This is a genomic window from Flexibacter flexilis DSM 6793 (assembly GCF_900112255.1).
GTDB lineage: Bacteria > Bacteroidota > Bacteroidia > Cytophagales > Flexibacteraceae > Flexibacter > Flexibacter flexilis.
In genome coordinates this window covers 141,131-164,055 of record NZ_FOLE01000009.1, presented here as the reverse complement: position 1 = coordinate 164,055, position 22,925 = coordinate 141,131, and the positions used below count along the sequence as shown (strand labels likewise).

At 42.4% G+C, this 22,925-nt stretch carries 18 protein-coding genes; 8 read left to right on the top strand and 10 right to left on the bottom strand.

Going from position 1 to position 22,925, the window contains the following annotated elements; translation table 11 throughout:
* Positions 1 to 4: 4 nt before the first annotated feature.
* Positions 5 to 916, bottom strand: a complete 912-nt coding sequence (gene xerD / locus BM090_RS14370) for a site-specific tyrosine recombinase XerD (protein ID WP_091514736.1) — start codon at positions 914 to 916, stop codon at positions 5 to 7.
* Between the two features lie 388 nt (positions 917 to 1,304).
* Between xerD and BM090_RS14365 the strand changes: the two genes are divergently transcribed.
* Together BM090_RS14365 and BM090_RS14360 are read left to right on the top strand one after the other, a co-directional pair.
* Positions 1,305 to 2,018 carry a hypothetical protein gene (locus BM090_RS14365; protein WP_143083988.1) on the top strand — a complete coding sequence of 238 codons (714 nt, stop codon included), beginning with the start codon at positions 1,305 to 1,307 and terminating at the stop codon, positions 2,016 to 2,018.
* 20 nt (positions 2,019 to 2,038) lie between these two features.
* Entirely contained in the window at positions 2,039 to 2,440 is a 402-nt protein-coding gene (locus BM090_RS14360) for a hypothetical protein (protein WP_091514730.1), read from the top strand.
* A gap of 209 nt (positions 2,441 to 2,649) precedes the next feature.
* On the opposite strand, the gene BM090_RS14355 is transcribed toward BM090_RS14360, so the two are convergent.
* The 4 genes from BM090_RS14355 to BM090_RS14340 form a co-directional block, all read right to left on the bottom strand.
* Positions 2,650 to 3,306 (bottom strand): 3-oxoacid CoA-transferase subunit B, encoded by a 657-nt coding sequence (locus tag BM090_RS14355; protein ID WP_091514726.1) that lies wholly within the window; start codon positions 3,304 to 3,306, stop codon positions 2,650 to 2,652.
* Positions 3,307 to 3,362: 56 nt separating this feature from the next.
* Positions 3,363 to 4,517: a tetratricopeptide repeat protein gene (locus BM090_RS14350; RefSeq protein WP_091514723.1), complete on the bottom strand. Its 1,155-nt coding sequence runs from the start codon at positions 4,515 to 4,517 to the stop codon at positions 3,363 to 3,365.
* Positions 4,518 to 4,590: 73 nt separating this feature from the next.
* Positions 4,591 to 5,706 carry a glutamine-hydrolyzing carbamoyl-phosphate synthase small subunit gene (carA, locus tag BM090_RS14345; protein ID WP_091514720.1) on the bottom strand — a complete coding sequence of 372 codons (1,116 nt, stop codon included), beginning with the start codon at positions 5,704 to 5,706 and terminating at the stop codon, positions 4,591 to 4,593.
* Positions 5,707 to 5,881: 175 nt separating this feature from the next.
* The gene (locus BM090_RS14340) at positions 5,882 to 6,337 is read right to left on the bottom strand and encodes a hypothetical protein (RefSeq protein WP_091514716.1); all 456 of its coding nucleotides are present in this window, start codon (positions 6,335 to 6,337) and stop codon (positions 5,882 to 5,884) included.
* 222 nt (positions 6,338 to 6,559) lie between these two features.
* Between BM090_RS14340 and porZ the strand changes: the two genes are divergently transcribed.
* The gene (gene porZ, locus BM090_RS14335; RefSeq protein WP_177199951.1) at positions 6,560 to 8,854 is read left to right on the top strand and encodes a type IX secretion system anionic LPS delivery protein PorZ; all 2,295 of its coding nucleotides are present in this window, start codon (positions 6,560 to 6,562) and stop codon (positions 8,852 to 8,854) included.
* A gap of 49 nt (positions 8,855 to 8,903) precedes the next feature.
* Here porZ and BM090_RS14330 read toward each other — a convergent pair whose 3' ends face one another.
* On the bottom strand, positions 8,904 to 10,319 hold the full coding sequence (locus BM090_RS14330; RefSeq protein ID WP_091514708.1) for an AbiH family protein: 1,416 nt from the start codon (positions 10,317 to 10,319) through the stop codon (positions 8,904 to 8,906).
* On the opposite strand from BM090_RS14330, the gene BM090_RS14325 reads away from it, so the two are divergent.
* Positions 10,311 to 11,150, top strand: coding sequence for a universal stress protein (locus BM090_RS14325; RefSeq protein WP_091514705.1), 840 nt, complete (start codon positions 10,311 to 10,313; stop codon positions 11,148 to 11,150). The two genes, BM090_RS14330 and BM090_RS14325, sit on opposite strands and share 9 nt — an antisense overlap.
* Here the strand turns inward: BM090_RS14325 and BM090_RS14320 are convergent.
* Positions 11,147 to 12,583 carry a hypothetical protein gene (locus BM090_RS14320; RefSeq protein ID WP_091514702.1) on the bottom strand — a complete coding sequence of 479 codons (1,437 nt, stop codon included), beginning with the start codon at positions 12,581 to 12,583 and terminating at the stop codon, positions 11,147 to 11,149. The genes BM090_RS14325 and BM090_RS14320 overlap by 4 nt on opposite strands.
* A gap of 267 nt (positions 12,584 to 12,850) precedes the next feature.
* Between BM090_RS14320 and BM090_RS14315 the strand changes: the two genes are divergently transcribed.
* Positions 12,851 to 15,238: a TonB-dependent receptor gene (locus BM090_RS14315; RefSeq protein ID WP_091514699.1), complete on the top strand. Its 2,388-nt coding sequence runs from the start codon at positions 12,851 to 12,853 to the stop codon at positions 15,236 to 15,238.
* A gap of 27 nt (positions 15,239 to 15,265) precedes the next feature.
* Entirely contained in the window at positions 15,266 to 16,129 is an 864-nt protein-coding gene (locus tag BM090_RS14310; protein ID WP_091514695.1) for a DUF4249 domain-containing protein, read from the top strand.
* An 89-nt stretch (positions 16,130 to 16,218) separates the two neighbouring features.
* Here BM090_RS14310 and BM090_RS18455 read toward each other — a convergent pair whose 3' ends face one another.
* From BM090_RS18455 to BM090_RS14295, 3 genes are all read right to left on the bottom strand, one after another.
* Positions 16,219 to 16,548, bottom strand: a complete 330-nt coding sequence (locus BM090_RS18455; RefSeq protein ID WP_177199950.1) for a hypothetical protein — start codon at positions 16,546 to 16,548, stop codon at positions 16,219 to 16,221.
* An 88-nt stretch (positions 16,549 to 16,636) separates the two neighbouring features.
* Positions 16,637 to 17,593: an Rpn family recombination-promoting nuclease/putative transposase gene (locus BM090_RS14300; RefSeq protein WP_091514692.1), complete on the bottom strand. Its 957-nt coding sequence runs from the start codon at positions 17,591 to 17,593 to the stop codon at positions 16,637 to 16,639.
* A gap of 136 nt (positions 17,594 to 17,729) precedes the next feature.
* On the bottom strand, positions 17,730 to 19,757 hold the full coding sequence (locus tag BM090_RS14295) for a dipeptidyl-peptidase Dpp5 (RefSeq protein WP_221405407.1): 2,028 nt from the start codon (positions 19,755 to 19,757) through the stop codon (positions 17,730 to 17,732).
* Positions 19,758 to 20,077: 320 nt separating this feature from the next.
* Between BM090_RS14295 and BM090_RS14290 the strand changes: the two genes are divergently transcribed.
* Both BM090_RS14290 and BM090_RS14285 read left to right on the top strand, forming a co-directional pair.
* A complete protein-coding gene (locus BM090_RS14290) occupies positions 20,078 to 21,436 on the top strand; it encodes an HlyD family secretion protein (RefSeq protein ID WP_091514684.1) in 1,359 nt (452 codons plus the stop codon).
* 30 nt (positions 21,437 to 21,466) lie between these two features.
* Positions 21,467 to 22,897: a TolC family protein gene (locus BM090_RS14285; protein ID WP_091514681.1), complete on the top strand. Its 1,431-nt coding sequence runs from the start codon at positions 21,467 to 21,469 to the stop codon at positions 22,895 to 22,897.
* Positions 22,898 to 22,925: the final 28 nt, after the last annotated feature.

Genomic DNA, 22,925 nt, shown 5'->3' with positions numbered 1-22,925 from the left:
AAAACTAACTTCTTGGATGAAATTCTTTGATTACTTGTTTGAGATATTCCACATCCAAATGTGTATAAATTTGGGTGGTAATAATGGACTCGTGACCGAGCATTTCTTGAATGGCTCTGAGGTCTGCGCCGCCTTCGAGCAAGTGCGTAGCAAACGAATGTCGGAATGTATGCGGACTCACACTTTTTGTAATTCCCGCTTTGAGTGTTAGGTCTTTGATAATAGCAAAAACCATCACGCGCGTGAGTTGGCTGCCGCGTCGGTTCACAAACACCACATCTTCACTGCCTTTTTGTATGTCCCAATTGGCACGCACATGCTTCATGTACAAGCCAATGTGTTTGATGGCTTCTTCGCCGATTGGCACAAAGCGTTCTTTGTTATTTTTCCCGATTACCTTGATAAAACCAATATCAAAAAACAGGTTACTGATGCGCAAATCTATCAGCTCGGACACGCGTAACCCCGAACTGTACAGCGTTTCGAGCATGGCGCGGTTACGGATACCTTCTGGTTTAGAAACATCTATCGCGGCCAAAATCTGTTCGACTTCGTGTACTTCCAGCACTTCAGGGAGTTTCTTGCCGATCTGAGGACCTTGTATGTTTTGGGTCGGGTCGATGCTAAGCTGATGCTCGTACATCATAAACTTAAAAAACGCCTTGAGGCCCGAAAGCATACGCGCCTGTGAGGTGGCCGACATTCCCAATTCAGCAATGTAAATCAAGAAGTTACGAATGTCGTTGGCTTGTATGGCCAAAGGCTCTGTTTTTTTGTTGTCGAGCGCAAGAAATTGTCGAAAACGCTCTACGTCGCGCAAATAGGCTTCGATGGAGTTGTCGGACATACTCCTTTCCAAGCGCATATAATTCTTAAAATCCAGCAGCGCGTCGTCCCAAGAGGCAATGTTTTTCATGTGTATTCGGAGGAATTTAGGTATATAATATAGAATTGTGGGGCAAAGGTAGGCTTTGTTTCTCAAAACCACCTGATTTAACTAATTGTGATGCAATGTAATGAGCCTTTTTGCTGTATAACACTATAAAACAGTTGCGTTGTTTTGTGATATAAAGAGACTTTAGGAATTGGCCTAGACATGACCTATATATTTATTGAATTATAATCAACTAACAATCAGATATTTATCCTTATTTTACATAAAATAGAAAAATAATACTTCTTGTTTTTTATAAAAAATATTACATTTGCAGTCTTACTGACTAAGGCTTTACTTTTGATTTAAAAAATAGAGTCTGATAGAAGTTACTTAGGTGTAGTGAAATACCAAAAACATAAAATTGTATATGAAAAGACATTTTTACTTAATTGGCTGTTTAAGTTTATTGTTTTGTTTTTTGATGGTCTCGGGGCATGAAGCTGCTGCACAAAAAAGAAAACCCGCCAAAAAATCTTCTAAGAAAAAAGGCAAATCCTCAGCCGATGGAGGCGAAGAAGATGGCGCAAGCTCAGAACATCACGCCCCCATCAAGCACGATGGAAGTGGCATAAACGTAAAATTTGCGCCTGGATTTCTTTGGAATACAGCAGGTTTGGAATTTGAATTTCCAATTAACAACAAGATGTCTTTTGGTGTAAATGTTTTTGGGAAGTTGGGAACCACCGACAGCAAAAAGAATAACGCCATGCAGAAATACGAAGAATCTTTCATGAAAAATGGCTATTTGGCGGAAGTTGCTCTCAAATACTATTTTACAGGCGAAGCTCCTGCAGGCTTTTATGGCTACCTCAATGCTGGTTACGGTAATTTGTTGTACGGAGACGGCACTATCAAACCTTATTCGATGATTGTACGTCCACGCGAATTTAAGCAACCTAACGTAGCTGTTCCATTTGCAGAACTAAAGCCATACAGAGGGAGTTTAGGTGTTGGTTATCAGTTTATTATGCCAACTCGCCATTTGGTAGCCAATCTTAATGGCGGTGCTATCGTAGGTTTTGACGACGACGGTACTATTTTCTCGCTTTACTTGGCTCCATCGATTGGTATCATTTTCTAATTCCCTGAAACACAATAACAATGAGATATTTTAGACAAATCGCTGTAACTACTGTAATCGCTGCATTTGCATTGGCTTGCGAAACTGTAAGCATTTCCCCAGACACCCAATTGTATGGCAAATGGGGTAGCGTAGGCGAAAGATTTGAGTTTAAAGAAGACGGTTCTTTTGGGCAGTTGATTCTACGCAAAACCTCATCAGTAAAAGATACGGCCAACGCTGACAGCATTTTCGGAACTTATGAAGTAGATTCCAAACGCAACAATATCATGTTTACGATGACTGGCTACCGCAAAGCTGACTCTACGCATAAAATCGTAATGAAGTCTTACAATATGGCAACTTGGAATTATTCGGTAACAGCCGATACACTTAATTACGAGAGCTTAGGCCAAATCAATCGTTTAGTAAAAAACCAGTAATTACCTGATTTTCAGATAAATAAAAATATTTTGCAACAGCTTTTTGCTTAACCTTTTATCTAAAAAATGCTTTGGCATCAAATTTGATAAAACAATAATGCAGCCTTCGGGCTTGCAATTACAAGGTTAGGTAAACTTACTGTTGATTACGAAAAAAGCCAAGATGTTATCGTCTTGGCTTTTTTGTTGTTGAGATATATAAGCAAATTTTATAATACCATTTCAGGAATTTCGCCTTCTACAATGAGTTTGCCTTCGGTGGCAGCCTTAATTTCTTCAACCGAAACCCCTGGTGCGCGTTCCAGCAACTTAAATCCGCCTTCAGGCAACACGTCAAGCACGGCCAATTCTGTTACTACTTTCTTCACGCAACCCAAACCCGTAATCGGCAACTCACATTTTTTCAGGAGTTTAGATTGTCCGTCTTTGCTGCGGTGCTGCATGGCCACAATGATATTTTCGGCAGAAGCCACCAAATCCATCGCGCCACCCATGCCTTTTACCATTTTGCCAGGGATTTTCCAGTTTGCAATGTCTCCGTTTTCGGATACTTCCATTGCGCCCAAAATAGTCAGGTGTACGTGGCCGCCGCGAATCATGGCAAAACTTTCGGCAGAACTAAACAAGGCAGAGCCATCAACCATCGTAACCGTCTGTTTACCAGCGTTGATAAGGTCTGCATCTACTTCGTTTTCGTGCGGAAACGGCCCGATGCCGAGCAAGCCATTTTCTGACTGTAACACTACATTTACGCCTTCTGGAATATAGTTGGCCACCAAAGTCGGGATTCCGATACCCAAATTTACATAATAGCCGTCGCGCAATTCGCGTGCGATACGCTTAGCAATGCCATTTTTATCGAGCATGATTATTTTCGTAGTTTTAGTTTTAGTTTTAATGAAATTTTTTTTTGAGCAAAATCTTAGCGCATACGCAACTTGATTTGGTCGGCTTTGCGCTGATTTTCAGTCTTTAAATAACAGTCGTACAATTTACTCAAATTATCTTGATTTTTAGGGTCTGCGCGGTTGGCCGACTCAAAAAATGTGATAGCCGCTAAATAATCTTCTTTGGCCGATTCATCATTTTTCTTGGCTTTTGCTTCGGCGCGGCGGTAGTAGTAACAACCAAAATTGTGTGTCGGCTCAAAATCGTCTGGCGCAACATCAATTCCTTTCTTGAAGGCTTCTTCGGCTTTCGGATAATCTACCATTTTTTCGTAAATCTCACCCAAAGTAGCCCAAGGCAAACCGCTGTTTTTGTCTCGTTTGGAGGCTTTTTGAGCAATGTCGATGGCTTCTTGGTAGCGTTTGTCATCACTGATAAGTTTGGCATAAGCCAACGAAATTTCGGTGGCTTCGGGCAAGCGTTTTCTGCCGTCTATCAACACTTTTTCGGCTTTGTCCCGTTTGCCATCGCCGATGTATAAATTACTCAAATTCAGATACAAAGCAGGTTCATTAAACTTTGCATCTACCAATTCTTGATAATATTTTTCAGCTCCCGCAATATCTTTTACGCGTTCTTTGGCTTGCGCGGCCATGTATTTTACTTTCGCAAAATCCAACTCATTATCTTTTAGATTTTTATCAATATTGGCCTGTTCTACAGTTACAGTGTTATAAATATCAATGAACGCATCAAAATACTCAATAGCTTTTTTCAAGGCCAATTGCTCGCCTTTCATGCCATCTTCGTAATAGTTAGTGGCTGTGCTTACAAAGCCTGCGGCCAACTCAAACATATCTTCGCGCGACTGCTGTAAATTTTCGTCTTCCGCATCGCCCATCTTGATTGATTTTTTATAGGCTTTGTAAGCCTCCAAATCCGCTTCTTTGTTATTTTGGCGAAGTGCATCATCGTCATATAAACTCTTGTAAATCATACCTCTGTAAAACCATGCTTCCGCATCGCTTTTACCCGAACCCTCTGTTACTTTGTCTATGGCTTCTTTGGCTTCCAAAACAGCTTTTTTCTTCATTAGTAAATCTAATGCCTGTTGTTTGGTTTGAGCCAAAACCGAAACAGTGGTCGGGAGGCTACCTGCTATAAGCAGAGAAAGAATGTACTTTTTCATTGAATTGTAGCGTATTATGTGGTACAAAAAATATAAAACGATGATGCACAGCCTTTTATTTGTCTGAAAAATTTTAAGCTAAAACCGCATTATTGGCGATAAGTGCAACAAAATCATCAAACAAATAAGTAGAATCGTGTGGACCTGGCGAAGATTCGGGATGATATTGCACCGAAAACGCAGGCTTATGAAGTAGTGCCAAACCTTCTACGGTATCGTCGTTAAGGTTCAGATGCGTAAGTTCTACTTCGGCATTGGCCAGCAAATCAGCTTTGTTTACTGCAAAACCATGATTTTGGGAAGTGATTTCCGTGCGGCCTGTGCGCAAATTCTTGACTGGATGATTCAGGCCTCTGTGTCCGTGGTGCATTTTGTAAGTGCTAATACCACAGGCTCTGGCCAAAATCTGATGACCTAAGCAAATCCCGAAAAGTGGTTTGCCCGAAGCCAAAATGGCTTGTACGGTCTCAACGGCATAATCCATCGCGGCAGGATCGCCAGGGCCATTTGAAATAAAATAGCCGTCGGGTTGCCATGCTTGCATTTGCTCAAAAGTAGTTTTGGCAGGAAATACGCGGCATTGTACGCCACGGGCTACCAAATTTTTGATAATGCTTTCCTTCACACCCAAATCCAGCACCGCAACGCGCCAAGAGGCCGTCTCGCTACCCACCGTGTAGGCGTGAGGCGTGCTTACTTGCGAAGAAAGTTCCAAGTTACTCATAGACGGAACACTACGCAAATAGGCTTGGAGTTGCTCCTGGTCGCTCATTTCCGAAGAAATAACCGCGTTCATGGCTCCTTTACTGCGAATGTGGCGCACGATTTGACGCGTGTCTAAGCCACTAATGCCCACAATACCCGCTTTTTCTAAGTATTGTTGAAGGCTACCCTCCGACACTGTGCGCGAGTAAACATCTGCAAAAGTACCGCAGACCAACCCCGCAAATTTTACACTGCTCGACTCTGTTTCGGTAACATGAACCCCGTAATTGCCGATGTGCGCAACTGTTTGGACAATAAGTTGTCCTGTGTACGACGGATCAGTATAAATTTCCTGATAACCCGTCATGCCCGTATTGAAGCAGAGTTCTCCGCCCGTTGTTCCTATTTTCCCGACAGCCTGACCTTTAAAAAGGCTGCCATCTTCGAGAAGCAAAAAAGCATCTTGCTTGGCAATGTATTTCATATAAAAGGGTAGCTTATGATGGTTTGATGTGCAAAAATGCAAAAACGATGCCACATTATGCGCACAATTGCCCCAAAAATTATGGGCAAGTCCTTGAATTACTGTACGGCTATGCCCAAAATGCAAAAAGAGAGGCGATTAGACCTCTCTTTCGTATATATTTTTATCTCATAGCTTATTGCACGATATAAACGCCATTGAGACGCGTAATCTTTATCGAACCTCTTTGGCGTATCGTACTAATGACGTTTTGCGCCATTTGCAAATCTGGTTTGGCTTGCTTAAAAACACATTTTGCATGGAAAGTACCTGTTTGTTGCACCTCATAAAACGTATAATCAATGTCGCCATTGGCTTTGTCAGTAAGCACAACACACTGATTTTCTTCGATAAAAGCAAAGGCAAGTGCTGCATCTTCGTCGGTTTTAATTTCAGAAACATCTGTTAATGTTCCTTCGTCTAACACACGACTGCTATTGCTGGCTGTATCGCTACTTGAAGAAGATGAATTGATACAAACTTCTTTTTTAGGAGTTGGGGCGCCATCTAAGCAACCTTGTGTTTCGCAAGAACTAAGAGCCGCAGCAACAAAAAATCCCACGACCAAAAGAGATAAAATGCTTTTTTTCATGCCTGAAAATTGTTTTAGATAAAAATATGACTTTGTAACGCTAAAGTCCTGAATATATTGCAGAATATCAAGCGTTTACTTTATTTTTATTGCTTTTCAGGAAAAACATTCTTGCTATTGCCCAATAACCTAAATTATACGAAAATGCCAATCTGCCCGTAGGAGTTGCTTTGGCAATAAATTATAGCCACTTTCGTTGGGCTAATGGTCAGCATTTATTTTATGAAAAAATATAGCATACTTATTTTACTGATTTTGATATTGGGTTGGAACAATGCTTTTAGCCAACCTTACAAAGATATTCCTGTTGGTACTTGGCGAATGCATTTTGCTTATAATCAAGCACTCACATTAGAAGAAACGCCTTCGCGCATTTACACTACCACCGCCAACAGCTTATTTTATTTCGACAAAAAAAGCACTGAACTAACCTCTTTTACCAAAATGGACGGTTTGTCGGGGCTAAATATCACGGCCTTACGTTACAGTCCCGCACACAAACTTTTGGTAGTGGGTTATGCTGATGGTCTTCTGGATTTTATTGCTGACGATGGAACAATAACAATCCTTTCCGACATTCGCAGGGCCAGCATTATTGGGTCAAAGCAAATTAATAACATTACGATTCAAGGCGATTATGCGTATTTGTCCACTGCTTTTGGCTTGGTGGTACTCAATATCGCTAAGAAAGAAATCAAAGAAAGTAATACGATGCTCGGCAATAGTGGCACAAGTCAGATTGCCGTGAGTAATTCGGCTCTATTGCGCGACACACTTTACTGCCTCACCTCCGAAGGTCTCAAATACATCAGCCTTTCCAAAAATATCCTCAATACTACGTTGTGGAGTGTTTCTTCAAGCGTAAGTAATGTTAGTAATATCATTACCGCCAATAACAAATTGTATTTGAGCCAAAATAACAATTTGCTTACGGGCAGCGGCAATAGATGGAGCAACACGGGTTTGTACATGAACTACAATATCCGAAGTATGAAACTGGCAAACAATGGCACTGGGTTGGTATTGGCCGAATATAACAATGTTTATTATGCAGATTTAACAAACAATACCAGCACTCAAATCTATGCCACAAGCAATCAGAACTTTAATGACGCATTACTTGATGCCACAGGCAAATATTGGATTGCCGACGGATGGAAAGGTCTGAGGACATTGACTAATAACAATGCAGAAATTCAAAACTACACGATCAATTCTCCTTACGAAGATGCTTGCCAACGTTTTTATTATTACAACGGGAAAATGGTAGCTATGTATGGCGGCTATGACTTGGGAATCAATGCGCCACTTACCAAAACAACAGGATATGGGGTATTTGAAAATAACGAATGGAAAAGTTATGGTGCAGCCGAAGGCACACCGAATATGCCTTATGTGCAAGATTTGGTGAGTGCTGCGTATTCGGCCAAAGACAACACTTTATATTTTGCTTCTTTTAGTCATGGAATCCTGACACTCAAAGACACTTCCTACGGCCTCATTAACCACCAAACGGCAGGCTCTCAATTTGTCGAAATCCTTAATGATCCTAATTACCCTACGCTTCGTATTTCGGATATAAAAGTTGATAACAATAATAATTTGTGGGCGGTAAGTTATTTGCAAAGCCAAAAACCTGCCATTCACACCAAGCCCAACGGCTCTGACCAATGGAAAACTTTTTATTTCAATTCCTCACAAGAGCAATTTGTGCTGGATATAGAAATTGCGGATAACAATGATAAATGGCTGCGTGTTTCGCCGCGTGGAGGCGGCAGTATCATTGTGTTTAATGACGCTGGCGTTTCTCGGCAACTCACGACCACCACTAATATTGGCGGCCTTCCTGATGGTTCTGTTTATTGCATTACCAAAGACTTAGAGGGCAGTATGTGGGTCGGAACGGGCAAAGGAATGGTGGTCTTCGACAATCCAAGTACGGTGCTAAGTGGTTCTGTGAATGCTCGTTTGCCGATTATTGATGGCCGCCCCGTGCTGGAAACAGACGTTGTCTCGGCCATTGCCATAGACGGCGGCAATCGCAAATGGGTAGGCACACGCACCAACGGCATTTGGCTTTTTGATGCTGATTGCCAAAAAGCATTAGCCCATTTTTATACAGAAAATAGTCCTTTGCCTTCGGATAACATCATGGCTTTGGGCATCAACGCCAGTACAGGCGAGCTGTTTGTTAGTACCGACAAAGGCATTTGTTCGTACAGAACTACCGCTACGGCAGGCACCGAAACGCACGAAAACGTGAAGATTTTCCCGAACCCCGTAAAGCCTGATTTTGAGGGATATGTGGCCATTTCTGGACTTGTCAATAACGCCACCGTCAAAATTACGGACGTGTCGGGCAAGCTCATGTACGAGACCACCGCGCAAGGCGGCACAGCCACTTGGAACAAGAAAAATTACACAGGTGCAGAAGCCGAAAGCGGCGTTTATTTGGTGTTTAGCTCCGACGATACGGGCGAACAAAAATTTGTCGGGAAAGTGATGGTGGTGAAGTAGATGTGAAGCAAAACTTCCTTAGTGAGCTATAGAGGCTTCTTTTTATACTTTAATAAGAAATAGAAGGAGCTACTGGCCTATAAGAAGAATTATAATCTGGTTCTAATTCCTTATTAAGTAGCGTTTTTAATTCAGATGAAGTAGATTCAATAAAAAGTAGCTTCTCATCTTTCATTTTACTTTCTATATCATTTTTACCTCGAATATGCAACAAATTGAGCAATAAATTTGATTTAGAATCTTTATTATGGTAAATTACTACTATTTTTCTAACAGTCTGTATATCCTTTTTCTTTTTATCAATAAAATCAAATATTTCATTGATGTAATCAGCATCAGAAATATCTAAAGAATGTCCCCAAATATAAAGCTCAATATTCATTGTATCACGATACTTTAAGGTATTCAAAAATTGATAATCAGTATCTTTATTTAATTTTTGATAATATTTGGTAAAAGGAAAATAAAATTTACGATTTATAACGCTTTCTGGCATTTCATTTACGCCAAGCACAATATTATTTTTATCACTTTCTATTTTTCCATGTAAAAAGAACGTTTTTGTCTTTTTAGAACTATTATATAGCTTCTCAAAAGATGGTGTATAGTTAAATGTAAAATGATAATCTATTTCCTTAAACCAGTCATTATTAACATGTTGTTTTACATAGTCATACAACGGATACACAAATATTCTGAAATACATACAAAATATTTCAATAAATTCATTTAATTGTTCGTGAAGAAAGTTTGTTATTTTTTCATGATTAAAGCCTAAAAATGAATCATATTTTTGAATTAAATATTCTTCATTTATTTCCTCTGTCTTTGCATAATCATTGATTGTAATCAATTGAAAAGTAGTTAGTATTTTGTAATACTCTACATTACCATTTAATAGCGAAGATATTATTTGCCCTTTTGGGTATTTTGGGTTAGTTTCTTGATTTGTTAAAAATAATATTCTATTTATCAAAGTAGTAGAATCTACAATTATATTCAATACATAATTAATTTTTGTTTCAAAGTCTATCCATGTTTCTATTTCTAATTCAGTTTCAAAGAAATCAAACCATACATTTCCAATTATTTTCTCTTTCAATGCTTCAATATTATTCTTATCAAAAGAGAAATCCTTATCAATATTTTCTTTAAGTTTATTATACTTCCAATCTCCAACATTTTTATATACATCATCAAATTTCCACTTTTTCACATTTGTTGCTTGCACAAAACTTGTAATCCGAATAAAGTCTTGGTAGGCGGTTGGTAAGTTTAGGTTTAAATCAAAACCATTACCAGTTATCAGTATTTTAGGCATCTTGTATAGCGTGTTATTTTTAAAGTTTAAATTATATATAGCACAAATATAATCATTGCTTTTCAATCCCAAACCCCGCAAGGTTTGATAGTTTTTTTTATCTTGTCGGAAAGTTTTGTTATTAAGTAAAAAATCATGTTGCATCAAGTACCATTCAGGCGCATAGCCGTTGCCATTGCTTTTTCGCCACGCCGCGAGGCCGTTTTGTTTGAGGCGGCGCACCTACGCGAGCTTTACGACGCGGAGTTAATACTCATTCACATTGGCGAAAAACAAGAAAACAAACTGGTGCAATTAGACGCGCTCATCGACGATTATAAAATCCCACACGACAAAGTACACATCTGCTGGGGAAAAGGCCTTCCTGCCCAGAAAATCGTGGAAATTTGCCGCCACGAACAAGTAGATTTGTTGGTGGCTGGTGCTTTGCGCAAAGAAAATTTATTGAATTTTTATTTAGGTTCGGTGGCGCGTTACATCACGATGCACGCGCCTTGTTCGGTGCTTATTTTCACAGAACCGAGCCGCAAAGTACGTCGTTTTCAGCAAATTATCGTCAGTGCCAGACCCGAACCCGTGCGGCCACTTACGCTGTATCACGCGGCGCGTTTGGCCAGAAAAGAAAAAGCCCAACAATTGCAGATTATCCGAGAAGTAGAACCGCTTTGGTCGTTTTCGAGTGTGCCCGCGCCGCCTTCGGAGCGCACCGTTGTAGCCGAAACAGAGGCCATCGAAGAGATTTTTTCGGGGATTAAAACCAAAAAATTAAACCTCAATATCAGCATTACGTCTGCCCGCGAAGGCCATGCCCTCAAATACATTGCCCAAAAACAACAAGCCGATTTGCTTGTACTCAGTGCGCCGCAAACACATTGGCCGTTGGTGGACAGATGGATTCACCGCGAACTACATTATTTACTGTCCGATTTGCCTACTAACTTGCTGTTAATCAAAGAAAATAAGCACGTGCATTAGTGCGGTTTGCGTTCGTACAAACGCATATACACAGGCCAGCCACCCCACTCTCGGCGCACTTGCCAGTGTTGGCGCAAGTCTGCCAACTCTTCGTCCGAAAATCCATTCATAATATTGGATTCCAGCACGAAATCATCTTTTTTCAAGTTTTTTTCTTTGAAAAAATAAGGCTCTTGCATCAAATCGGTGTCCCAGAAACTGGCCAAATTCGGGAAATCCGAACCCACCGTTCCCGCAGGAATTTGGTAGGCTTTCAGGTGCGCAACAGCTTGTTTGCGGTAGCCAAAATACGGGATATGCGCCAGCGTTGAGTCCCAACCCATGGCCACACCCGCAGGATAAATCCACAAATGCCCCGACAACAAAACCAACAACGCCCCGCGATAAATCCAGCGGCGTTGCGTGCCATCTTCCCACAAAAACAGAAGTAATTGCATGGCCAACAAACTGGCCATCAGCGCAGGCAAAATCAAATAACGGTGACCAATCGGGTTGGCGTAAGGCAGCATAAAAATAGCCAGCACTACCATTATTCCGACCAAAAAAGCAAATATTTTCAGGGAAATAAGCGGCAAAAGTACGCGTTTGCGCCACCAGACTACCGCCGCCAAAGTCATCACCAACCAAGTAGCCACACGGCCAAGCTCCAACAAACGCGCTTTCATAATGATAATGTTACGGAAAAAACCCGCCACACCTACGCGTTCATAATTGGCACTCCATTGCGAAGCTGGATTATAACCCACCCAACCCGTTTGGTGATAGTGCCACCACAGCCACGCCAGCACCAACAAAATAGCGGGAATATACGCCCCCAATCGTTTGAGAAGCGTCTGGGTGTTCGGTGCTTTTTCTATAAAAACCAAGATAATAAGCTCAGCCAAACCAATTCCAAAACCCAACAAAATCCCGCGCGTACTCACCATCACCAAGCCCAGCAAAGAAATAGCCAACCATTCGCGGCGCGAGTGCGTCAGAATATTGGCCACCGCCCAAAGCGCAAAAAACGTAAGGGCGAGGTCTGGCGAAACTTGCGAAGCCTGCGCCAACAAAGCAGTATCAGCCAACAAAAAAGCAGTGATAAGCACAACCCATTTGCGGTCGGGACTCACCAAAGCAGCTAAGCGCGTAGCTTGCCAACCAATCCCCAACAAAAGCGGAAAAATCGCCCAATGACTGACCGCCAAACTTTGCCCCATGAGTTTCCAGACAGCAGCCAAATACAAACCAAATAGCGGCGGATGCCCTGCATCTAATTCCGTAGGCAATATTAGGGTACTCAGATTCGTATTATAGTACCATTGGCCAGCTTTGGAAGCTTGCATGATATTATCCCAAAAGAAACTGTTGTCGGCACAAAGCAAAGTAAGCAGCGCGTACACGGCACTTGGCCAAACATAATACCAATAGGGTAAGCGGTTAGACGGTTGCATTATTTATTTAGCGTTTTTATTCTATAATATTTAATATTTTATCTTAAGTTAAGAAAATGGTCATTTATAGATTCTAATTTTGTCGCGCCCGAACCGTAGAACCTTTTAATTTGTCCATTCAGATGTAAAATTATAGGATTCATCTGTAATAATTTGTGCTAAATGTAGTCTTTGGATTTATTTGTTGCCGATTTCATAAAAAATCGTACTTATTTAATACAATTATATAGTTTACTAAATTCTCTTTTACTAATTCATTCACTTAAAATGAAAAACCCTGTTTGCTGGTTGTTGGGTTTATGCCTGACATTGTTTTTTATTATCCCTTCTCAAGCCCAAGAAAAAGTTACGCTCAGTGGCTACATGAAGGACGCTTCCAACGGCGAATCCATGGTTGGCGCAAGTATTTATGTGAAAGAACTCAAAGGCGGCACTACGACCAACGTGTACGGCTTTTATTCCATCACACTTCCCAAAGGCACATACAACATCACGTACTCGTATGTGGGCTATTCTTCTAAAACAGAACAAGTTACACTTAACGCCAACCTCACCAAAAGCATAGAGCTTGGTGCAGAATCTACCCAAATGCAAGAAGTGGTCGTTTCGGCGGAGCGCAAAGAACGCCAAGAAAACGTAACCAGTACGCAAATGAGCGTAAACAAAATGGAGATGAAAACCATCAAGCAAATCCCTGCGGTATTTGGGGAAGTAGATGTGATTCGTGCCGTGCAATTGCTACCAGGGGTTACGAGTGTCGGTGAAGGCGCGACGGGTTTCAACGTGCGCGGCGGTAGCGTGGACCACAACCTTATTTTGTTGGACGAAGCCCCCGTTTATAATGCCTCGCACTTGATGGGCTTTTTCTCGGTGTTTAACCCTGATGCCGTAAAAGACCTCAAACTTTACAAAGGCGGAATCCCTGCCGCTTACGGTGGCCGCTTGGCTTCGTTGCTGGATATTCGTATGAAAGAAGGCAACACCAAAAAGACACAAGTTTCGGGCGGTATCGGTACGATTATGACGCGTTTGTCGGTGGAAGGCCCTATCAAAAAAGACAAAATTTCGTATGTGGTAGCGGCGCGACGTTCGTACATCGACGTATTGGCCAAACCATTTTTGAAAAAAGATTTAGCCAAAAGTCGTTTGTTTTTCTATGACCTGAGCGGAAAAATCAACTACAAGATAGACGACAAAAACACGGTTTTCATGTCGGGCTACGCGGGTCGCGATGTAATGCGTTTTGGGAGCGAATTTCAATTTAATTGGGGAAATGCCACAGGAACACTGCGTTGGAATCACATTTTTAACCAAAAACTTTTCGCCAACTTCACTACCTATTACAGCAACTACGATTATTCGCTGGGCGTTCCGTCTGGAACACAAAAATTCAAGTGGGTTTCGAATATCGTGAATCACAGCGCGAAAGCGGATTTCAACTATTACATTACACCAGACAACACCTTTAACTTTGGTGCAAGTGCCATTCGCTACACCTTCAAACCTGGCAAAGTAACGGGCGGCGGCGAAAGTATTTTCAATTCTCAACAACTGCCAAACCAACAGGCACTTGAATACGCCATCTATGGCAGCGACGAGTATAAAGCCTCTCCTCGCCTATCGTTCCACTACGGCATGCGTTTCTCTATGTTCGATTATCGTGGCAACAAAGACACTTTATATACTTACAAAACGGTAAAAGAAGGCGACGAAAAAGCAATAGACCAGAAAAATCTGGACTATATGGACAAGTATCAATCCGTGAAATTTTACAACAACTTTGAGCCTCGCTTCTCGGTAAACTACTCGTTGGACGAACGTACTTCCCTGAAAGCCAGCTACAACCGCACCACGCAATACATTCACTTGATTTCTAACAGCACCGCCGCTACGCCAATTGACGTTTGGACACCAAGCACCAACAACCTCAAACCGCAAATCGCCGACCAAGTGGCTTTAGGGCTTTTCAAGAATTTGGGTGAAGATGACGACTACGAAACTTCCGCCGAAATCTATTACAAAACCATGCAAAACCAAATAGACTATATCAACGGCGCAGAGCTTTTATTGAACAGAAACCTTGAAAGTCAGTTACTTTCGGGCAAAGGTCGTGCTTACGGTTTGGAGCTTTATGTAAAGAAAAATACGGGCAAACTCACAGGCTGGATTAGCTACACACTTTCGCGCACCGAACGCCAAGTAAACGGCATCAACAACAACGAATGGTATGTGTCCAAGTTTGACCGCCCTCACAACGTGGTAGTAGTCGGAATGTACGAACTCAACGACAAATGGTCGCTTTCTGCTACTTTCACTTATGCGACAGGCACGCCAGTTACGTTCCCTAATTCTCGTTACGAATTTGATGGCCTGATTGTAGCGCATAATTCCAACGACAGCCGCAACGGAGACCGTATCCCTGCTTATCACCGTTTGGACTTGGGCGCGACGCGCAAGGCAAACATTAGCAAAAAGTATCAAGGAGAATTGGTGTTCTCAGTCTATAACGCCTACGCACGCCGTAACCCATTCTCTATCAGCTTGCAACAGAAGATAAACAACGACAAAGACGCATCACCATACATTACGGAAGCACATCGTCTTTCTATTTTTGGCAGCTTTATTCCTTCTGTTACTTACAATTTCAAATTCTAAGAAGAACTCAATTTTATTTCAGATAAAATGAAAAATATTAAATTTTATTTCCAATTGTTAGCCGTGTTGGTGGCGTTTAGTTCTTGTGATGATGTCATTGACCTTGATTTGAACGATGGCCCCATTCAGTTGGTCGTAGATGGCCAACTCGACAACAGTGCCGCGCAACCCGACACTATTTTGTTGAAATGGACTGGTAGTTATTTTGTCAATAAGCCATTGCCTGCCGCCACAGGCGCAACCGTAAAAGTAAATAGCAGCGATGGCGCAACCTACGTTTTTGCAGAAACAGCCGAGAAGTCAGGCAAATATGTGAACCAAACATTTGTGGGAGAAGTAGGCAAAACTTATACCATAAACATTAGCAACGTACAAGGCAACGGCTATGAAAGTGAGACGTTTACGGCTGCTTCATTGCTCAAACGCGTACCGCCAATAGATTCGCTCAAAACAAATTATCGCCCAGAAAATACAGGAATTTATGACAAAGGATATTATATCCAATATTTTGGCCCCGAACCCGTAGGTTCTGGAGATTATTACCGCTTCAAAATGTACGTGAATGGCAAATTGCGCAACCAACCCAGCGATTTGGCCTTTACTTCTGACCAGCTTGTGGACGGAAATTATATTGATGACCTCGAACTAAGTTCCGAGCCATGCGAAGAAGGCGACACCGTGAAAATAGAAACACTTTCGCTAACCGATGACACCTACCAATTTTATTTGGAACTTCAAAGCCAAATGCAAAGCGGTGGCGGGCCATTTTCGCCACCATTTGCCAACGTGCGCACCAACATTGTGAATAGCAATGCCTCTTCAAATAAAAAAGCGGTTGGTTATTTCCGTTGCGTGGGTTTGAGTTCGGCTTCTATTATTTGCAAACCTTAACACTTTTAATACCAATTACTCATAAATGCAAAAGCGTTGTACTCTTTCGGATACAACGCTTTTTGTTTTGAACAAAAATGACTTTCAGATTAGAATAATTTTTTGATAAAACCTTCTGCATCATCTTTCAAATCTTCCAATTTTTCGGAAGCAGATTCTTTGAAGTCTTCTAATTTCTCAGAAGCTGTTTCTTTCAAATCCGCAAATTTTTCTGAGGCTTCGCCCTTTAGATTTTCCAATTGGCCTTTCAATACAGCATTGTAATCAAACTCTTTGCCAGCCAACAAGTTATCTACCTGACCTGCTACCGAAGCAGGCAATTTTGTTTTTACTGCACCTAATACCGCTTCAACAGCAGATTTGGCTTGTTCTGCCGAAATACCTGTTTTTTCAGATACTAATTTTACTAATTCTTCCATGTTCGTAAAGGGAAAATTGATGATTATTAATCACTGCCAAATAAGCGATAAAATTTAATTTAAACAAGATTACTCCTTTACTTTTTGGTTAAATTTGGTTTATTTCTTGCTCCGAAAGCCCTGTGAGTTCGGCAATAGTTTGCGCAGGCAAACCCTTAGTTTTCATGGCCTTAGCCATTTCAATAACCGCATTTTTGCGACCTTGCTCCAGTCCCTCTTTTATACCCGCTTGCAAACCTTCTTTTATTCCCTCTTTTATGCCTTCTTTTATTCCTTCTATTCTACCGTCTTGTATGCCTGCGGTTCGTCCCTCGTTATAGGCTGTTTCTTGGGCATAATCGAACACGGCTTTGTTATCACGGAAAATCTTCAGACTCGCCTCATAGCTGTCCAACTCGGCCTGCCTGAAATTGGCAATCGCGGCCTTCTCGAAGGCTTCCACAAAAACCGTTTCTTTAAAAATACTCGGAATCTGCTGGAAATCCTCTAAATTTTTGATGAAATACAGCCACTTATCCAAACGAGTTTCCAACTCCTGTTCGCTTTTGCGGAAGTTGGGCATCTCCAGATAAATGTACGTGAGCTTATCGTAAAATACTTTGCCGTGTTGATTCTTGAGCTTAATCGTATGCAAAACCTCGTCTTTATGTTCGCTGGCCAAGTAATCATCAAACGTAAAGTCCAGAATCCCGATGCAAAACACCGCCGACAAATTATAATTCCAATTGCCTTTTTCGGCTTGCTCCCGAATCGGGAAGGTAGAATAATAAATCGTGCGTTCTCTGAAATAATTTTGCTTGGCTTTCTGAAGTTCTACAATGAATTTTTGGCCGTTTTCCGCCTCGCAATAAATGTCGTAAATGGCTTTGCGGTCGGCTTCGGTTTGGCCGAGTTGCTCCGTATTTTTGAACGAAAGGTCTTTTATTTTGTTGATTGGCGGCAATAATGCATTCAGAAAATCAATGAGTTGTGGCTTGCTGGCCTCTTCCCCAAAGATTTTCTTAAAACCAAAATCAGTAAATGGATTAACGTATTTCGCTCTCATAATGTCTTCTGTCTAAAATGGTGGTTTTCAGCAAGCAATTTACAAAAAATTAGGACTTCAACCCAAACATAAAGCCTTGTTTATCAGCTTACTTTGTTTTAGTAAAAGTCCTAATACTTCATCTGAACTTAGATTTTTATTTCAACCATTTATCCAACCACTCAAAAAATACTCTGTTCCAAACCACACTGTTTTGTGGCTTAGTTACCCAGTGGCCTTCTTCGGGGAAATACAAAAATTTGCTCGGAATCCCTTTGAGTTGTGCGGCTTGGAACGCTTCCATACCCTGCGACTCAGGCACACGGAAATCTTTGCCACCATGAATCACCAAAATAGGTGTGTCCCAGTTCTTTACAAATTTGTGTGGAGAAAATTGCTCGTAGCTTTTCGGCTGTGGCGTTTGCCAGTACGCACCTTTGATGTCCCAGTTTGCAAAAAACATTTCTTCGGTTGTGCCGTACCAGCTTTCCAAATTGAACAAGCCGCAATGCGCAATAAAGGTTTTGAAACGTTTGTTGTGCGTACCGGCCAACTGATACACCGAATAGCCGCCATAACTTGCACCCACTGCGCCCAAACGGTCTTTGTCCACGAATGGTTCTTTGGCCAAAGCGTCGATGGCACTGTAATAGTCGCGGATAGGTTGGCCGCCCCAATCGCCGCTAATGTCATCGTTCCAAGCCTTACCGAAACTTGGCAAACCTCTGCGGTTTGGCGCAACAACAATGTAGCCGTTGGCAGCCATTAGCTGAAAATTCCAACGATACGAAAAACTTTGATTAACAGTGCTTTGTGGGCCACCTTGACAATACAAAAGCGTCGGATATTTTTTCTTTGCGTCGAAATCTGGCGGATAAATCACCCAAACGAGCATATCCTTGTTGTCGGTAGTTTTTACAAAACGTTGTTCCACTTTGCCCATTTTCAATTTACCTAAAGCCGTTTCATTGGTTTTGGTAATGGCGCGGTCTTGGCCAGTTTTGAGATCAATGGCGTAAAGTTCGGTTGGTTGGCTCATTGTTGTTTTTTCGGCAATCAATGTTTTGCCAGCCAATGCCAACGAATTGTAATTGTGCGTTCCTTGCGTGATTTGGCGGATTTTCTTGGTTTTTACCTCAATTTCAAAGGCTTGTACCGTTGCTTTTAGGCCAGAAGTAAAATAAATGTAACGGCTGTCGGCACTCCAAACCAAACTGTTGGCCGCTTCTTCCATCGTTTCGGTAATATTTTCTCTTTTACCTGTGGCCAAATCAAACAAAATAATGCTTGTCTTGTCCGACTCAAAACCAGCGTTAGCCATGCTTTGCCACACTAATTTTTTGCCGTCTGGCGAGAAAACAGGCTCTTTGTCGTAGCCGTTCATGCCTTCGGAAGCGTTGCGGGTTTTGCCCGTGGCTACATCGTACAAATAAATGTCGCTGTTGGTGCTGATGGCTGCCGCCGTCCCGTTAAGTTTTTTGCAAGTGTAAGCAATGGTTTTGCCGTCTTTGCTCCAAGCGATTTCTTCCATGCCGCCCATTGGCGCGGTTGGCGCGTCAAAACGCTCATCTTTTAGCAAATCGGTTGCTTCTTTGGCTACTTCGCCGTTTTTATACGCGGCTACAAACACATGACTGTAAGCGTAGTCGTGCCAGTCTGCCCAGTGGCGATACATCAGGCCATCAATAATGCGAGCATCGGCTTTGGGCAAATCTTTATACACTTCCGTAACGGTCGCGTCTAACTTCACGTCTGCCGTGTAAAGAATGTGCTGCATGGTAGGCGAATATTCAAAACCCGTAATGCCGCCTTCCACGTGGCTCACCACGACTTGCTCCGTGCCGTCGGGGTTCATTTCCCAAAGTTGCACTTGGCCGTTTTGGGCAGCCAAAAAGCCAATTTTTTTGCCGTCTGGTCTGAAACGCGGATTAAACTCGCTGCCTGTCAGGTTGGTAAGGCGTTTGGGTTCGCCGCCTTGCGCCGATACAATGTATAAATCTTTGTTGCCTTTGTTGGCCGAAAGGTCATAATTGGTTACGCCAAAAACGATTTGTTTGCCGTCTGGTGAAACTTGCTCTTCGCTCACGCGCCCCAATTGCCAAAGTTTTTCGGGGGTTAATTTTTCTTGTGCCATGGCTAAAGTTGGCAGCAATAAGGCCGCCGCTAATAGTCTTTTTGTCATCATAAAATCAGATTGGTGAAAGCGCAAAGGTAAATAACTCGCCCGAAAAGCATTGCCCCAAAGCCTGATTTATTTAGCATAATCAAAGCACATAAAAGTATGTTTTTATTAAATAAAAATTTGACAATCAATTATTTGTAGATGTGCCAAAAACATAGCTTATCACGCTTTTTTTTGCCATTCGCCTAAACTGATGAAAGGTTCATGTATGTTTTTTTTGCGCGTTTTTTAGAATAATTATAAACTATAAGCCCAAATCTTCGTTAATTTTGTTACTTCAACATGGCTTTTGGAGCCAGCTATACAAACTTATCATATACAAGATGCTTAACATTTCACCAAAATCAGTTTCAAACAAAGTAAAGTCTTACAAACTTTACTCGCTCAACACACTGAACACGCCGCGTTCGGGGCGTGTGCTGGCGTATTGGCTCATGGCTATTGCGGCTATTTTCTTTTTCATGCTTTTTTTGCCTTGGCAACAAAACATTGACGGCACGGGCAAAGTAACTGCACTCGACCCGCGCGACCGACCCCAAACAGTTCAGACGGCCATTGCGGGGCGTATCGAAGACTGGAAAGTACAGGAAGGAGATTTTGTAAACAAAGGCGATACCATCCTGACGCTGACCGAAATCAAAGACGATTACTTTGACCCTGAGCTTCTTACGCGATTAGGCGAACAGCAGAACGCCAAAGAAACCAGCATCGGAGCAACGGAACAACAAGCCGCCGCCGTGTCGCGGCAAATCGGCGCGCTCAAATCGGGTTTGCAGTTCAGCCTCAACAAAGCCCGAAACAAGTACAAACAAACTTCCCTCAAAAACGTAAGCGATAGTACCGACTACGAGGCCGAAAAAATAAATTATCAAATCGCAAAAGCGCAGTTTGAACGTTACGAACGCCTGCACGCCAAAGACGGCCTGATTTCCCTGACCGATTTGGAACGTCGTCGCCTCAAGCTGCAAGAAAGTTCGGCCAAACTAATGTCCGTAAAGAACAAATATTTGGTTTCGCAAAACGAAATGACCAATGCCCTGATTGAGCTTAATTCGTTGCAAGCCGAATACACAGACAAAATATCGAAGGCCGAGTCAGAGCTAAACGCCAAACTTGCCTACATCGCCGATGCCAAAGGCGAACTCTCGAAGGTGAAAAATAAAATCGTGAACGTAAAAGTTCGTACCGAACAACACGCCCTCATTGCCCCACAAGATGGCCACATCGTCAAAGCCCTGAAAGCGGGTATCGGCGAAACCATCAAAGAAGGCGAGGCCGTCGTTACCGTCATGCCTGATATTCCCATGAAAGCCGTTGAGTTATACATTCGTCCCATGGACGTGCCTTTGCTCTCGAAGGGTCGGAAAGTGCGTTTGCAGTTCGATGGTTGGCCAGCATTACAGTTTTCGGGTTGGCCGAGTGTGGCTGTCGGGACGTTTGGCGGCGTGGTGCAAGTAATTGATTATGTGAATAGTGCAGACGGAAATTATAGAATTTTGGTAAAACCAGACCCCAACGATGACCCTTGGCCGATGCAATTACGTGTGGGTTCGGGTGTGTTCGGCTGGGCAATGCTCGACGAAGTGCCGATTTGGTACGAAATCTGGCGACAACTCAACGGCTTCCCGCCAAGTCTGAAAGCAGAACCCGCCAAAGACGACGCGAAAGGCGCGAAGAAATAAGGTTTTTCTCAAAATGATCTTTTTGTTTGTATGAAATTATCACATAAAAAATTTAGCATTTTTGTCTTGCTCTCCTTGGGGCTATGGCCGAGCAGCTTTGCCCAAAACGCAGAAAATAAGACACTTAGTCTCAAAGAATTTTATCAAATTATTGCCAATAATCACCCCATCGTCAAGCAGGCCAAATCCTTGCCCGAAGCGGCACAACAAGAATTGCGCATTGCTCGCGGTGGCTTTGACCCCAAACTGAATAGCTCGCTCACGCGCAAAGAATACAACGGAACAAGCTATTACAACCTGTTTGATGCGCACCTGAAAGTTCCCGTTTGGACGGGAACTGACCTCAAAATCGGGTACGAACGCAACAACGGGGTTTATTTGAGCAATCAATACCGCACGCCCGCCGACGGCTTGAGTTATATCGGAATTTCTGTACCCGTCGGGCAAGGATTATTTATCGACGAACGCCGCTCTACGCTGCGCCAAGCGCAACTGTTTCAGCAAATTGCGCAAGCCGACCAAGTCAAAACCATTAACAAAATCATGCTTTCGGCAGCCAAAGACTATTGGGAATGGTTTACGGCACAACAAACGTACAACGCTTGGAAAGATGCCGAAAAACTGGCTGATATTCGTTACAAAGGCGTTCGGGAAAGAGCAGCCGTTGGCGAAATTGCGGCCATCGACACGGTGGAGGCTTTTATTATTTGGCAAGAACGCATCATCCAACGCCAACAGGCCGATGTGGCTTTGCAAAATGCGCGTTTGGTAGTTTCCAATTATTTATGGAATGAAGAAAATCAACCCGTAGAAGTGCAAGCCAGTTTGCAGCCCGAAGCGTTTGCAGTGCAACCGTTGGTAACAGAAGAAAAATTAAGCCATTTGAAAGAAAATGCGCTGGCCAATCACCCCGAACTCAAAAAGTTTGAATACAAAATTCAACAGCTCGAAATACAACGCCGTTTGGGGCGCGAAATGCTCAAACCTGCGCTCAATGTCAATTATAATTTACTGAGTGCCACGCCTACGGCTGGCGAAAATTTCCAACAAGCCTATTATACCAACAACTACAAAGTAGGCATAGATTTTTCGTTTCCGTTGTTGCTACGCAAAGAACGCGGCAAGCTGCAACTCATCAAAGTAAAGCAAACACAAACGCGCTGGGAACAAAGCCAAACCAACCGCGAGATAATGAACGATATTCAGGCGCAATACAACGATTTGCAAAATCTCACGACACTTTTGCAAATGCAGCAACGCATTACACAAGACTACGAACGTCTGCGAAATGCCGAGTTGCGCAAATACGAAGAAGGCGAAAGTTCTTTGTTTTTGATTAATTCGCGTGAAAGCAAGTTTTTGGACGCACAAGTAAAAATGGCTTCGTTGCAAGCCAAATACCGCAAAGCAATGGCCATGCTTTTGTGGGCAGCAGGCCAAAATGAGCTGGAACAACAGTAAACATTTGTAGTAGATACGCACTTCAGTG